Source organism: Gordonia terrae (assembly GCF_051789125.1).
In the GTDB taxonomy this organism is placed as follows: Bacteria; Actinomycetota; Actinomycetes; order Mycobacteriales; family Mycobacteriaceae; genus Gordonia; species Gordonia terrae_A.
The window spans coordinates 3,234,851-3,249,178 of the sequence record NZ_CP196526.1 but is presented as its reverse complement, the minus strand read 5'-3'; the positions used below and the strand labels follow the sequence as shown (position 1 = coordinate 3,249,178).

The window sequence follows — 14,328 nt, the reverse complement described above, 5'->3', positions numbered from 1 at the left end:
GTGGTGGATCTGCGAGCGGGCGTCAGCCGCGGCGACGCGCGGTGCGCTGCATGCTGCGCATCTTGGCGTTCCCGGGGAGCGGACCCTTGGGCATACCGGGACCGGGGGCCTTGCTGCCGAGTGCGGCGAGGCGACCCTCGAGGGTCTCCATGCGCTTGCGGTCGATGTTGTTGGGCAGCTTGTTCAGGTGCCGCTCGAGCTTCGACAGCGGGACCTGGCCGTCGTCGTTGCCGACGACGATCTCGTAGATCGGGGTGTCGCCGACGACGCGGGCGACCTTCTTCTTCTCCTGGCCGAGCAGCGTCTTGATGCGGGTAGGTGAGCCCTCACCCACGAGGATGACGCCCGGTTTGCCGATGACCCGGTGTACGGCGTCGAGGTGCGAGGTGCCGGCGACGGCCTGCTTCACCCGCCACTGTCCGCGCATGTTCCCCAGAGCCCAGCCCGCGGCTCCCGGCTGACCCTCGGCCTTGGTGTAGACGTTCTTCTGCACGCGGCGACCGAACAGGATGAAGGCGCCCAGGACGCCGAGCACGACTCCGAGCGGGATCAGCAGCCACGGCGAGCCGAGGACGAAACCGAGCGCGGTGAAGACCGCGATCGACAGCACGATCACACCCGCCATGTACGGGATGAGTCGCTTGTCTTCCTTGCGCTGCATCTGGAAGGCCTGCCACAGCTGCTGGCGCCGTTCCTTGGATGCCGCCTTGCGGGCCTTCTTCTTCTCGGCCTTAGCCTCTTTGCTCACCTGCGCCTTTGCCATGAGGCCAGTTTACGTCCGTGCACCCGGCGACCGTCCGAAAGGTCACCGGACGCACGAAAGCGTCAGCGGGCGAGGCGCGCCATCAGGCTCGAGGCCTCCTGGCTGGCCGATCCCTCGGCTGCCAGGTGAGCGAGTGCCGGCGAGATGTCACGGCCGTGGTGAGCCATCGCCTGGGCGTACAGGCGGCCGGCACGGTAGGACGAACGCACCAGCGGTCCGGCCATGACGCCGGCGAAACCGACCTCTTCGGCGAACTCGGAGTGGTCGACGAACTCCTCGGGCTTGACCCAGCGCTCGACGGGGTGGTGCCGCGGGGAGGGACGCAGGTACTGCGTGATCGTCAGGATGTCGCATCCCGCCTCGTGCAGGTCGACGATGGCCGACTGCACCTCTTGCGGGGTCTCGCCCATTCCGAGGATCAGGTTCGACTTGGTCACCAGGCCGAAATCGCGTGCGGCGGTGATGACCTCGAGGGACCGCTCGTAGCGGAATGCCGGACGGATGCGCTTGAAGATGCGGGGGACCGTCTCGAGGTTGTGCGCGAGCACCTCGGGGCGGGCGTCGAAGACCTCGGCCAGCAGGTCGGGCTTGGCGTGGAAGTCGGGGATGAGGTTCTCCACGCCGGTGCCGGGATTCAACCGGTGGATGGCGCGGACGGTCTCGGCGTAGAGCCAGGCACCCTCGTCGGGTAGATCGTCGCGGGCGACGCCGGTGATGGTGGAGTAGCGCAGGCCCATCGCCTGGACGCTCTCGGCGACGCGACGGGGCTCGTCGCGGTCCAGGGGAGCGGGTTTGCCGGTGTCGATCTGGCAGAAGTCACAGCGGCGGGTGCATTGTTCGCCGCCGATGAGGAAGGTCGCCTCGCGGTCTTCCCAGCACTCGTAGATGTTGGGACACCCGGCTTCTTCGCAGACGGTGTGGAGGCCTTCGCGCTTGACGAGACCCTTGAGTTCGGTGAACTCGGGACCCATCGTCGCGCGGGTGCGAATCCATTCCGGCTTGCGCTCGATGGGGGTCTGCGCGTTGCGCACTTCGAGGCGCAGCAGCTTGCGGCCTTCGGGGGCCGGGGTGGGAGTCTGCGGTGCGGATGCCGGTGTCGAGGGTGTGACATCGGGGGCACCGGGTCCGGGGGTGAGGGGGGACGCGGTCACTGAATCGATCCTACGCTCGCTGAAGTGTGGTCATGGGGGGACGCCGGTGCGGCGCCGGATGTGCCATCGAGGGCGGCGAGAACGGCCTGCGCGACCGATTCCCGGACGTCGGACACCGAGATCGCCCGGCCGCTTTCCCTGGCCAGTGAGGTGACACCGGCGTCGGGGATGCCGCACGGGACGATCGCGTCGAATGCCGACATGTCGGGGTCGACGTTGAGGGCGAACCCGTGCAATGCGACACCGCGCGCCACCCGGATGCCGATCTGGCCGAGCTTGCGTTCCCCGGCGTCGTCACGAATCCAGACGCCTGAACGTCCTTCGACGCGGCCTGTCCGGACGCCGAGGTCGGCGCACACGGCGATGAGCGCGGCCTCCAGCCTGCGGACGTACTCGACGACGTCGAGCGGCTCGGCGAGTTTGACGATCGGGTAACCGACGAGCTGTCCCGGGCCGTGCCAGGTGATGCGGCCGCCGCGGTCGACGTCGATCACCGGTGCGCCGTTGGTCGGTCGGTCGGCGTCTTCGGTGCGCTTGCCCGCGGTGTACGTCGAGGGGTGCTCGAGCAGGAGCAGCGTGTCGTGGTCCAGCGTCCCGTCTGCCCTGTCGGTGGCCAGACCGTGCTGCATGTCGTAGGCGGCCTGGTACTCGACGACGCCGAGGTCGCGGATCTCCACCGGGTCGGACGAGGCGCGAATCCGTTGCCCGGGGGTCATGAACGGCCGGACCCGGTCGCGTAGGCCAGGGCCTCGTCGATGCCGGGATGGGTGAAGGTGAATCCGTGATCGGTCAGCACTCCAGGTGCAACGCGCTGACTGAACAAAATCATTTCCTCGGCCATCTCGCCGCCCACTCCGCGCGCCGCGAAGGCCGGGACCTGCAGCACCGTGGGACGGTGTACGGCACGGCCCAGAGCCGACGCGAACTCACCGAATGGCACGGCGCCCGGCGAACTCAGGTTCACCGGCCCGGAGACGTCGGAGTCGAGCAGGAACTCGATGGCACGCACCTCGTCGATGAGGCTGATCCAGGAGAAGTACTGCTTGCCGTCGCCGATCGGGCCGCCGAGGCCCAACTTGAACAGCGGCCGGAGCTTGCCCAGCAGACCGCCCTGCGCACTCAGGACGGGCGCGGTGCGCAGCAGGACGAGACGGGTGTCGGTACCCACGGTCGAGGTTGCCGCGCGTTCCCAGTCGACGACCAGGTCGGCGAGAAAACCCTCGCCCGGACCGTCGGACTCCGTCGCCGGCCGCGAACCGGTGTCGCCGTAGTACCCGGTCGCACTCGCGCTCACGAAGGTCTGGATACCCAGATCGCGGACCGCCTCGGCGAGCACCTCGGTCGGCGCGATGCGGGAGTCGCGCAGTTCCTGTTTGAACCTGCCCGTCCACCGTCCGTTGCCCACGCCGACGCCGCCCAGCGACACCACCGCGTCGACCCCGGCGAGACTCTCCGGAGGGACGCCAATGGTCTCGGGGTCCCAACTGAACTCGTCGTCGGCGCGTGCCTCGCGGCGGACCAGACGGGTGACCGTGTGGCCCGCCGCGCGCAGCGAGTTGACCAGGGCGTTGCCGATGAGGCCTTGTGAACCTGCGACGGCGATACGCATCGGGAGTCCTCTGTGACCGGTTCCGACGTATCCGGGCTAGAGGCCCAGGTCCGCGGCGAAGGCCGCTTCTTCGAGACGCTTCTTCACCGTGGTGAGGAAGCGGCCCGCGTCCGCGCCGTCGATGAGGCGGTGATCGTAGGTCAGGGGCAGGTACGACATCGACCGCACCGCGATCGATTCGGAGCCGTCTTCGCCGGTGATGACGACCGGACGCTTGACGATGGCACCGGTACCGAGCATGGCCGCCTGCGGCGGGACCAGGATCGGGGTGTCGAACAGCGCGCCCTGGCTGCCGATGTTGGTGATGGTGAAGGTGCCGCCGGCGAGCTCGTCGGGCTTCAGGCCGTTGGAGCGCGCACGTGACGCGATGTCGGCGATGGCCCGGGCCAGACCGGCGATCGACAGGTCGTCCGCGTTGTGGATGACCGGCGACAGCAGTCCCTGCGGGGTGTCGACGGCGATGCCCAGGTGGACCTTGTCGTAGTAGGTGATCTCCTTCTTGTCCTCGTCGATCGACGCGTTGACGTTCGGGTGCGCCTTCAGCGCCTCGACGACGGCCTTCGCGATGAACGGCAGGAACGTGAGGTTGACGCCCTCGGACGCCTTGAAGCTCTCCTTGGCGGCCTTGCGCAGCCCGGCGATGCGGGTCATGTCGACCTCGAAGACCTGCGTCAGCTGTGCGCTCTGCTGCAGGGATTCGCGGGTCTTCTTCGCCGTGATCTGCCGGATGCGGTTGATCTTCTGGGTGGTGCCGCGCAACTCGGCCAGCTCGGGACGGATCTCCGGCGATGCGGATTTCCCGGCCGATGCCGCGGGTGCCGACGGAGCGGCGGCCGCGGCGGGCTTCTGCTCGGGAGCAGGTGCCTTGGCCTCCTCGGCCGCGGCGAGTACGTCCTGCTTGCGGATCCGGCCGCCGACACCGGTGCCCTTGATCGCGTTGAGGTCGATGTTGTTCTCCGCGGCCAGCTTGCGCACCAGCGGGGTCACATACGGCGTCGACTCGACGGTCGGCGGATCGGACTTCTGCGCAGGCTCGGCCTCGGGTTCGGGCTTCTGCTCGGCCTTGGGCTTCTGCTCCTCCTCGGGGGCAGGCGCCTGCTCGGGCTCGGGCTTCTGTTCCGCCTCGGGCTCGGGTTCCGGCTCGGGCTCGGGTTCGGGTTCCGGCGTGGTCTCCTTCTTCGCCGGTGCGGCGGAGGCGTCGCCGATGACGGCCAGCTTGCCGCCGACCTCGATGACGTCATCCTCCTGTGCGAGGATCTCGAGCAGGGTGCCCGCGACGGGGGAGGGAATCTCGGTGTCGACCTTGTCGGTCGAGACCTCGAGAAGCGGTTCGTCGGCGGCCACCTCGTCGCCAACCGCCTTGAGCCAGTTGGTCACGGTGCCCTCGGTGACGGACTCACCGAGTTCGGGCATGAGCACGTCGGTGCCCTCCGCCGAGCCGGAACCGGTGTCGGCAGTGGGCTTCTCGGCCGGTGCGTCCTCGTCGACCGAAGGCTCCTCGGCGGCCTGCTCGGGTTCGGGCTCAGGGGCGGCCTCGGTCGGCTCGTCGCCGCCGCCGGAATCGCTGTCGGAGTCGTCGGAACCGGACTCGGCCTCGTCGGCGTCGCCGATCAGGGCGAGGTCGCCGCCGACCTCGACGACGTCATCCTCCTGGGCGATGATCTTCGTCAGCACGCCCGACGTCGGGGCGGGAATCTCGGTGTCCACCTTGTCGGTCGAGACCTCGAGCAAGGGCTCGTCGGCCTCGACGGTGTCGCCCTCCTCCTTCAGCCACCGGGTGACTGTCCCCTCGGTGACACTTTCACCAAGGGCGGGCATCTGGACGGAGAAGGCCATCGTTGTGAACTCCTGAACTCGACGTGGTGGTCTGTAGGTGATGCCCAGTGGTGTGTGCGCCGCGGGCACGGGGTCGGGGGGGCGGTGAGGAACCGCGCGGATGAGAGGCGGGTCAGCCGCTCATCCCCGCGGCCAACCCTACCCGCACAGCGAGACGCCGACTCGATTCGGCTCGTACTCGTGGGTAACGATTCTCATCCGGGGTCGGGGTGATCATCGGGAGGCTGTCCGAGACACGACGTCAGCCGTTCGCGGCGATGTCCTCGAGCACCGCCGCGATGGTCCGGACGGGCACTCCCGTACCGCCTTTGGTGGTGTAACCCCACGGACCGCCCGTGTTGAAGGCCGGTCCGGCGATGTCGATGTGTGCCCACTGGACGTCCTCGGGCACGAACTCCTTCAGGAAGATGCCGGCGGCGAGCATCCCGCCCCAGCGGTGGGGCGTCACGTTGGCGAGGTCGGCGACGCGTGACTTGAGATCGGCGCGCAGTTCCGCGGGCAGTGGCATGGCCCAGGCGTTCTCACCGACGTCGGCGGAGCGGGCCGCGACGCGGTCGCGGAACTCGTCGGTGCCCATGACGCCGGGGGTGCGGGTGGCGAGCGCCACCATCTGCGCGCCGGTCAGGGTCGCGGTGTCGATGAGGTAGTCCGGGTCGTCCTCGCAGGCCCGCACGATCGCGTCGGCGAGGATGAGGCGTCCCTCCGCGTCGGTGTTGAGGACCTCGACAGTGCGTCCGCCGTACTGGGTCAGCACGTCGCCGGGACGCTGGGCGGTCGACGACGGCATGTTCTCGGCCATCGGAACGGTCGCGGTGACCGAGACGTCGATGTCGAGTCGGGCGGCCAGGATGGTCGCGGCGATCACGGCCGCCGCGCCGCCCATGTCCGAGGTCATGGCATCCATGTTCGCGGCCGGTTTGATGGAGATGCCGCCGGTGTCGAAGGTGATGCCCTTGCCGACGAGAGCGACCTTCTTGGTCGACTTCTTGGCCGTGTGGGACAGCCGGACGAGGCGCGGCAGGCGCGACGATCCCTTGCCGACGCCGATGATGCCGCCGTAGCCCTGTGCGGCGAGCTGCGTGTCGTCGAGGATCTCGACCTTCAGGCCCGCCTTGCTGCCCAGGGTGCGGGCGCGTGCCGCGAACTCCTCCGGGTAGAGGTGGCTGGGCGGGGTGTTGACGAAATCGCGGGCGATGGCCACGGAGTCGGCGACCGCGATCGCGCGTTCCAGGCCGGCCTTGGCGTCCTTGGACTTCGATTCGACCAGCAGTGTGATGTGTTGCGGCGGAGTCTTCTTGGGGCGCGACTTCTCCGACCGGAACTCGTCGAACCGGTACGCGCCGAGGAACAGGCCCTCCGCGGCGGCGACGAGGTCGACCGCGGAGAGGGTGGTCGCCACCGACTCGAGACCGTCGAGTTCGCGGGCGACGATGCCCGCAGCCTGACGGATCTGGTCGGGGTCGTCGAGGTTGTCGGCGTCTCCCAGGCCGACCGCGACGACGATGTCGACGGGCAGGGTCTCGGGGGCTGCGGTGCGGGTGACCTCACCGTGCGAGCCGGTCGCCCCGAGGGCCGTCAGCGCGGCGGTGATCGCGGCGGCCTGGGCGTCGTCCAGGATGCCGTCACCGATGGCGAGTGTCGGTTCGGCGGCGTCGTCGGAGCCCTCGGCGTCGGGGGGCGACGCGCTGATCAGGCCGATGACCAGGGCGGAATCGTCCTTGCCGATCGAGGTGGACAGTTCGAGTTCGGGGCCGCGCACGCGGTCGACGGTGTCGTTCTTGCTCACCCGGACAACTCTGCCACAGCGCGGGCGGTGCCGACTCGTGACGGACGAAGCAGCCCGCGAACGCGGCTCGGCGGTCGCCGCGTGTGCGGACGTGGCCCTGACAGCAACAGCACGGCGGCCCGATAGCGTGGAGGTCATGACTGAACTCCTCGCCGGACCCATCGCCGACCGTCATGCCGCACTGGGGGCGACCTTCGCCGAGTTCGGCGGTTGGAACATGCCGGTGTCGTACTCGGGGACCGTCGCCGAGCACGCCGCCGTGCGGGAGACGGTGGGCATCTTCGACGTGAGTCATCTCGGCAAGGCGCTCGTGTCCGGTCCCGGCGCGGCGGCCTTCGTCAATTCGACACTGACCAACGACCTGGGCAAGATCGGCCCGGGGAAAGCGCAGTACACGTTGTGCTGCAACGACTCCGGTGGCGTCGTCGACGATCTCATCGCTTACCTCGTGAGCGATGACGAGGTGTTCCTGGTGCCCAATGCGGCCAACACCGCCGCTGTTGTCCAGAAGTTGAGTGCCATTGCGCCGGAAGGTATCTCGGTCGTCGATCGGCATCGTGACCTCGCGGTGCTGGCCGTACAGGGACCGAAGTCGCCGGAGATCCTCGCCGGGCTCGGGCTGCCCGCCGACATCGACTACATGGCGTTCGCCGACGCCGAGCTGACAACCGCAGCGGGCGTGGCGCCGGTGCGGGTGTGCCGCACGGGGTACACCGGCGAACGGGGTTACGAGATCCTGCCGCGATGGGCCGATGCCGGAGCGGTCTTCGACGTCCTCGTGGAGTCGATCACCGAGGCCGGTGGCCTCCCGGCGGGTCTGGGCGCACGTGACACCCTTCGCACCGAGATGGGTTACGCGCTGCACGGTCACGAACTCGGTCCGGACATCACGCCGGTACAGGCGCGGTCGAGCTGGGCGGTCGGCTGGGACAAGCCGTCGTTCTTCGGCCGCGACGCGCTGCTCGCCGAGAAGGAGGCCGGACCCGCCCGCCGGCTGTACGGGTTGCGGGCGACCGGCCGCGGGGTCCCCCGGGCCGGATGCGCGGTTCGACTCGCGGGAGACCCCCAGGGCGCCGAGCAGATCGGGACCTGTACCTCCGGAACGTTCTCGCCGACGCTGAAGCAGGGCATCGCACTGGCGCTCCTCGACACCGCGTCGGGGGTGCGCAAGGGCGACGAGGTGGTCGTCGACGTCCGTGGTCGGGACCTGCTCTGTGAGGTCGTGATCCCGCCGTTCGTGCCCTCGCACGTGTGACCTGCGCGCACCCGCGGGGCGCTCGTGTACGCCGTCGGCCCTGCTGACGGGGCGCGGTAATGCTTTTGCGGCCAGCGGTACGATGACGCCATGACCTTGGAGTTCAACCGTACCGAGCACCCGCATCCGGTGTCTGAGGGCCGGCGCGCGGAGATCTTGTCCGCACCCGGATTCGGACGTCATTTCACCGACAACATGGTGATGATCGACTATGACGCCGAGGTGGGTTGGCACAACGCCAAGGTCAAGCCGTACGGTCCGATCGCGCTCGATCCGGCGGCCACGGTCCTGCACTACGGCCAGGAGGTCTTCGAAGGTCTCAAGGCCTACCGTCAGCCCGACGGTTCGATCGCCGCGTTCCGGCCCGAGGCCAACGCCGAGCGACTCCAGCGCAGCGCCGAGCGGCTCGCCATGCCCGCGCTCCCGGTCGAGGACTTCCTCGCCTCACTCGAGGCCCTGCTCGAGGCCGACAACGAATGGGTTCCCGCCGCCGGGGGTGAGGAGTCGCTCTACCTGCGCCCGTTCATGTTCGCCTCGCAGGCCAGCCTCGGCGTGAACGCGCCGTCGACCCAGTACATCTACGCCGTCATCGCCTCCCCGGCCGGGGCCTACTTCGCCGGCGGCATCAAGCCGGTGAGCGTCTGGCTGTCGACCGAGTACGTCCGTGCCGCTCCCGGCGGAACCGGATTCGCCAAGTGCGGCGGCAATTACGCTGCCGCGTTCCTCGCGCAGCGCCAGGCCACCGAGCAGGGCTGCGACCAGGTCGTCTGGCTCGACGCCGTGGAACGCCGCTACATCGAAGAGATGGGCGGCATGAACCTGTTCTTCGTGTTCGGCTCCGGTGCCGACGCGCGGCTGGTGACCCCCGAACTCTCGGGTTCGCTCCTCCCGGGCATCACCCGTTCGTCGTTGCTGACGCTGGCGACCGATGCCGGATTCGAGGTCGAGGAGCGCAAGATCACCACCGAGGAGCTGCGCAAGGGTGTGGCCTCCGGCGACATCACCGAGGTCTTCGCGTGCGGCACCGCCGCCGTGATCACCCCCGTCGGCCGCGTCAAGGGCGAGGGTGAGGACTACACCATCAACAACGGTGAGACCGGCGAGGTCACGCAGGCGCTGCGGGACACCCTCACGGGCATCCAGCGTGGGACGTTCGCCGACACCCACGGGTGGATGACAGAGCTCTACCGCCGCTGACGTGCGCCGGCGGCCCCGCCTCGCGGCCGGGTCGCCGGGTCAGAGCAGCAGGCCGAGGAGGGCGATCGCGACGCCGAGCTCGATGGTCGCGCCCAGGACGTCGCCGGTCACCCCACCCATCCGCCGCGCGCAGTGCCGGGTGAACAGCCACGCGAACACGACGACCGCGACGACCGACCCCGCACCCTGCACGACCGGTACGGCGTCGAAGCCGTTGCCGCCCAGGCCGAGTGGCAGCGCCGCGAGCAGGGCGACGCCGCACCACACGGCGACCGAGACACGTTGGGTTCCGGCCACCAGCGCGCCGAAACCGTCGGGGTGGGCCGGCGTCAGTGAGCGGCGGGTCGCGACGACCGCCCCGAGCCTTCCGACTGCGATGGCGAATGCGATGGCGTACCAACGACTCTCGTCGGTCAGTCCGGCGAAGCCGGCCGCCTGGACACCCAGGGTGAGGACCAGTGTCGCCACGCCGAACGGCCCGACCGTCCCGCTGCGCATCACCTCGGTGACCCGTTCGGGCGGTCCGTAACAGCCCAGACCGTCGGCGGTGTCGGCGAGACCGTCGAGGTGCATTCCCCGTGTGAGCGCGGCGAGCGTGGCGACGAGCAGCACGCCGATGAGCACCATCGAAAATCCGGTGTACGACAACGCCAGAGCCAGGCCGGCGACCGCGGCACCGAGGGCCACGCCGATCACGGGCACCGAGGCCATCACGGCGCCGCCGAGTGCGCGATCAGGCGCCTCACTCACATCCCGCCCGGCGACGGGGAGCACCGTCAGCCAGGTGAATGCGGTCCGGACCGCACGAACCGCCGAGATCATCGGAACACGGTGCGAGTCAGGATTTCCCGGCCTCGACGGTCTCGGCGACCGCGGCGTCCGACGCCGCCTTTTCGCTCACGCCTGCCTCGTCGAACGTCGCCATCGAGATCAACAGATCGGTGGCGGACTGCACGATGGGGAGCGCGAGCACCGCGCCGCTGCCTTCGCCGAGACGCATCGAGAGGTCGAGGACGGGTTCGAGGTCGAGGTGGTCGAGCGCGATCTGATGGGCGGGCTCGACCGACCGGTGGCCCGCGATCCACCACCGCATGGCGCCGGGCGCGAGTTCGTTGGCGACCATGGCGGCCGCGGTGACCACGACACCGTCGAGGATGACGGGTGTCCGACGCAGCGCGGCCTGGGCGAGGAAGCCGGCTGTCGCGGTGAGGTCGGCTCCGCCGACAGCCGCCAGCAGTGCCAGCGGATCGTGGACCACCTTGCGCGCGCGGCGCATCCCGTCACGGATGGCCGCCGTCTTACGCATCCAGCCCGCGTCGTCGATCCCGGTGCCGCGGCCGACGATCTCCACCGGCTCGTGACGGGTGAGTGCACCCACGAGCACCGTCGCCGGGGTCGTGTTCCCGATGCCCATGTCTCCCGCTATGAGCACGTCGCTGCCCGAGTCGACGAGTTCGTCGGCGATCGCCCGGCCGGCGGCCAGGGCCATGCGAGCCTGTTCCAGGGAGATGGCGTCGGAGCTGCGCAGGTCGTCGCTGCCACGGCGGACCTTGTACCGCGACAGGTGGGGTTCGGTGTCGGCGTCGACGGACATGTCGACGACCTGCACCGTTGCTCCGGCACGTTCGGCGAGGACATTCACCGCGGCGCCGCCGGCCGCGATGTTCGCGACCATCTGCGCGGTCACCTCGGGCGGGAACGCCGATACCCCGCCCCCGGCCACACCGTGGTCTCCGGCGAACACGACGACGGTGGGGGAGGTGAGCGCGGTGGGCGGACACTGGCCCTGGCACGCGGCGATCCACACCCCGATCTCCTCGACACGGCCGAGCGACCCCGGCGGCTTGGTGAGGATCGCCTGACGTTCGCGGGCTGCCCGGGCGACGCCTTCGTCGGGCGGCGTGACGGGTGCGAAGACCTCGGCATCGGTCGGATCGGGAAGATCGTGCGATCTCGGTGCGGCAGCGTCAGGGCGCGCGGTGTCGGTCCCGTTCGCAGCGGCTTCGGTGGCAGCGGTCTCGCCCGCGTGGGTCTCAGCGCCGTCGACCGTCGCGGCCGGGATCGGAACCGCAGCCCGCGCGGGTGACTGCGCCTGGCCGGGCACGGCGTCGTCCGATGCTGCGGGGCTCGCGGTGGCGCCGGGACGCGGCAGCTCGAGAACCCGTCCGGCCACGACGAGCCGGACTCGATCGCACGCGTCGGCGACCCGTGTGTTGAGAGTGCCCAGGAGGTCCTGGAAGACGCGGCCGGCGGGGGTGGGCGGCACCAATGACAGTCCGACCTCGGGACTGATCAGCACCACGTCGGCGGTCATCGCGGCGAGGGCGTCGCACAGGTCGGTGATCTGCTCGTCGAGGTCGATCTCGGTGCCGGCGGTCCACCCGTGGACGGCGTCGATCTGCGCGGTGAGCCAGCTGCCGAGATCGTCGACGAGAGCGGGGATGTCGGGTGCGGCCCGCAGGGCCTGACCGAGGTCGGTGGTCTCGATCGTGGTGTACCGGTCGTCGCGCCGCTCGCGGTGGGTGCGGACCCGCTCCATCCACTCGCCGTCGGAGGAGGTGAGTGGGCCGGTGGCCAGGTAGCGGATCTGACGGTGGCCGCCGAGCAGCGATTCGCCGTGCGCCGACTTACCCGAACGCACACCGCCCAGGACCAGGGTGCGCATTGCGCGATCGGTCATCGATCAGACTTCGTCGCCGTGGGTGACCATCGGCTTGGGTGCGCGCATCTTGCGTAGCTGCATGGCGCGTGTGAAGGCGTACCAGCCCAGCTTGAAGCCGCCGTCGCCGGACTCGGGGAAGCGTTCGGCGACGCGGCGGTTGACCATGCGGCCCAGGATGACACCGTCGATCGCCATCAGGACGACGAACGCGACCAGGATCAGGTTCGTCAGTGCCGCCGCCTGCGGAACCAGGAACATCAGCACGATCAGCAGGATGGCGAACGGCATGAACAGCCCGGCGAAGTTGCGGCGGGCGTCGACGATGTCGCGCACGTAGCGACGCGCGGGGCCCTTGTCGCGGGGCATCAGATAGGCCTCGTCGCCGGCCATCATCCGCTCGCGCTGCTGGAGTCGCTTCTCCCGGCGCTCCGCGGAGAGCGCGCGCTTCTCGTCTTTGGTGAGCGTGGACTTCAGTTCTTTCTTGCGGGCCCGCGCCTCGGACCGGTTCGTCGGGGGAGGTGCGACGGGCCCGCGGCGCTTGTTCTCGGCCTGACGCCGGGACGGCGTCGGGCGGCCCTTGCCCGGGGTGTACTTGCTGCCCTTGGCGGTCTGTGCGACGTCGGCGCCGGACTCGTCGGCGGTGTAGGTGGACACCGGGCTCTCGCCGGATTCCGCCTCCGTGTCGTCCTTTTTCCATGGCAGCTTCACGCCTGTAGAGCCTAGGTGATCGGTGGCGCGGGGCAAACGCGTGGTGGTCGCTTTCCGGGGGCGCCGACGGCGGCGTTCGTCGCACTGCCCGGTCACGGGACCGTCCCTATACTTCGTGCTCGAGACCGAGACCCGGGACCGTGCGCCACGACCGGGGTCGGCCGAGCCGGTGGGAGGAACCCGAATGCGCATCCTGATCGCACCGGACTCGTTCGGCGACACGATGTCCGCGGTCGTCGCGGCTCGTGCGATCGAGACGGGCTGGACAGCCGCGAGGCCGCACGACGAGGTCGTCGTCGCACCCCAGTCCGATGGCGGGCCGGGTTTCGTGGACGTACTCGCCGCACGACTCGGCACCCGGCTCACAGAATCCGTCCACGGCCCGCTCGGCGCCGGGATCTCGGCGCAGTGGCTCCTCGACGACGCGACGTCGACCGCCTATGTCGAATGCGCTCAGGCGTGCGGACTGCACCAGCTCGGTGGTTCTCCCACCCCCCGTACCGCGACCCGGGCGGACACCTTCGGCGTCGGCGAACTCCTGGACGCGGCCTTGCGGCACGGGGTGAGCAGGATCGTCGTCGGACTCGGCGGCAGCGCCACCACCGACGGCGGCGCGGGTCTCGTCGGGGCACTCGGCGGGGGTGAGCGTGCACGCGAGCGGCTCCGCGGTGTGGAGCTGATCGTGGCCTCCGACGTGGAGAATCCGCTCCTCGGGCCGACGGGGGCAGCTGCCGTCTTCGGTCCGCAGAAGGGTGCCGACCCCGAGACCGTCGAAGTGCTGGAGCGGCATCTCGCCGAGTGGTCGGTCACGCTGAACGCACTCGCGGGACGCGATGTCACCGCCGCACCGGGCGCCGGGGCGGCCGGCGGACTCGGCGCGGCACTGCTCGCTCTCGGCGGCAGGCGCGTGTCCGGTGCCTCGGTGGTGGCCGAGGCCACCGGCCTCGAGGACGATATCACCGCGGCCGACGTCGTCGTCACCGGCGAGGGCAGATTCGACGCCCAGACGCTGCGCGGGAAAGTCGTGTCCGCGCTACACGGTCGGGCGTCGACGCTGGGCGCCCACGGAGCCGGGGCGTCGACGCTGGTGCTCGCGGGTCAGGTGTCGCTCAGCGATGCCGAGATCGACGCCGCGGGCATCGCCGGTGCGCACGCGATCGTCGACGTCGCGGGGTCGGTCGAGGTGGCCATGAACGATGCCGAGAACCAGCTCACCGAACTCGCGCGCAGGGTCGCGTGCGACTTCAGGGCCGGTTGACCGCGCGCTGACACCGGCCATGGCCCGACTGCCGATCCCGACGGCCGATCCCGAGGGCCGATCCCGGGGCCTGCGACAGTCGGGAAAACGCCGGTGCTACTCG

At 69.9% G+C, this 14,328-nt stretch carries 12 protein-coding genes; 3 read left to right on the top strand and 9 right to left on the bottom strand.

All coding sequences use genetic code 11. The features are described from left to right. Positions 1-22: 22 nt before the first annotated feature. The 6 genes from ACSUZC_RS14650 to ACSUZC_RS14625 form a co-directional block, all read right to left on the bottom strand. On the bottom strand, positions 23-763 hold the full coding sequence (locus ACSUZC_RS14650) for a DUF4191 domain-containing protein (protein WP_439029253.1): 741 nt from the start codon (positions 761-763) through the stop codon (positions 23-25). A gap of 62 nt (positions 764-825) precedes the next feature. Continuing rightward, on the bottom strand, positions 826-1,914 hold the full coding sequence (gene lipA / locus ACSUZC_RS14645) for a lipoyl synthase (protein WP_439029252.1): 1,089 nt from the start codon (positions 1,912-1,914) through the stop codon (positions 826-828). After that, a complete protein-coding gene (gene lipB, locus ACSUZC_RS14640; protein ID WP_439029251.1) occupies positions 1,911-2,630 on the bottom strand; it encodes a lipoyl(octanoyl) transferase LipB in 720 nt (239 codons plus the stop codon). The genes lipA and lipB overlap by 4 nt, the downstream gene beginning before the upstream one ends. Continuing rightward, the gene (locus ACSUZC_RS14635) at positions 2,627-3,523 is read right to left on the bottom strand and encodes a TIGR01777 family oxidoreductase (RefSeq protein WP_439029250.1); all 897 of its coding nucleotides are present in this window, start codon (positions 3,521-3,523) and stop codon (positions 2,627-2,629) included. The genes lipB and ACSUZC_RS14635 overlap by 4 nt, the downstream gene beginning before the upstream one ends. A 36-nt stretch (positions 3,524-3,559) precedes the next feature. Then, the gene (sucB, locus tag ACSUZC_RS14630) at positions 3,560-5,359 is read right to left on the bottom strand and encodes a 2-oxoglutarate dehydrogenase, E2 component, dihydrolipoamide succinyltransferase (RefSeq protein ID WP_439029249.1); all 1,800 of its coding nucleotides are present in this window, start codon (positions 5,357-5,359) and stop codon (positions 3,560-3,562) included. A 241-nt stretch (positions 5,360-5,600) separates the two neighbouring features. Further along, positions 5,601-7,145, bottom strand: coding sequence for a leucyl aminopeptidase (locus ACSUZC_RS14625; protein WP_439029248.1), 1,545 nt, complete (start codon positions 7,143-7,145; stop codon positions 5,601-5,603). A gap of 136 nt (positions 7,146-7,281) precedes the next feature. On the opposite strand from ACSUZC_RS14625, the gene gcvT reads away from it, so the two are divergent. Next, the gene (gene gcvT, locus ACSUZC_RS14620; RefSeq protein WP_439029247.1) at positions 7,282-8,400 is read left to right on the top strand and encodes a glycine cleavage system aminomethyltransferase GcvT; all 1,119 of its coding nucleotides are present in this window, start codon (positions 7,282-7,284) and stop codon (positions 8,398-8,400) included. A gap of 90 nt (positions 8,401-8,490) precedes the next feature. After that, a complete protein-coding gene (locus tag ACSUZC_RS14615) occupies positions 8,491-9,597 on the top strand; it encodes a branched-chain amino acid aminotransferase (protein ID WP_439029246.1) in 1,107 nt (368 codons plus the stop codon). Positions 9,598-9,636: 39 nt separating this feature from the next. Here ACSUZC_RS14615 and ACSUZC_RS14610 read toward each other — a convergent pair whose 3' ends face one another. From ACSUZC_RS14610 to ACSUZC_RS14600, 3 genes are read right to left on the bottom strand one after another with little or no spacing between them, the layout of a single operon-like run. Further along, entirely contained in the window at positions 9,637-10,419 is a 783-nt protein-coding gene (locus ACSUZC_RS14610) for an adenosylcobinamide-GDP ribazoletransferase (protein WP_439029245.1), read from the bottom strand. Between the two features lie 16 nt (positions 10,420-10,435). Beyond that, a complete protein-coding gene (cobT, locus tag ACSUZC_RS14605) occupies positions 10,436-12,277 on the bottom strand; it encodes a nicotinate-nucleotide--dimethylbenzimidazole phosphoribosyltransferase (RefSeq protein ID WP_439029244.1) in 1,842 nt (613 codons plus the stop codon). A 3-nt stretch (positions 12,278-12,280) separates the two neighbouring features. Continuing rightward, on the bottom strand, positions 12,281-12,967 hold the full coding sequence (locus ACSUZC_RS14600; RefSeq protein ID WP_439029243.1) for a DUF3043 domain-containing protein: 687 nt from the start codon (positions 12,965-12,967) through the stop codon (positions 12,281-12,283). A 184-nt stretch (positions 12,968-13,151) separates the two neighbouring features. Here ACSUZC_RS14600 and ACSUZC_RS14595 point away from each other — a divergent pair, with 184 nt between their 5' ends. Further along, positions 13,152-14,225, top strand: coding sequence for a glycerate kinase family protein (locus ACSUZC_RS14595; protein ID WP_439029242.1), 1,074 nt, complete (start codon positions 13,152-13,154; stop codon positions 14,223-14,225). Positions 14,226-14,328: the final 103 nt, after the last annotated feature.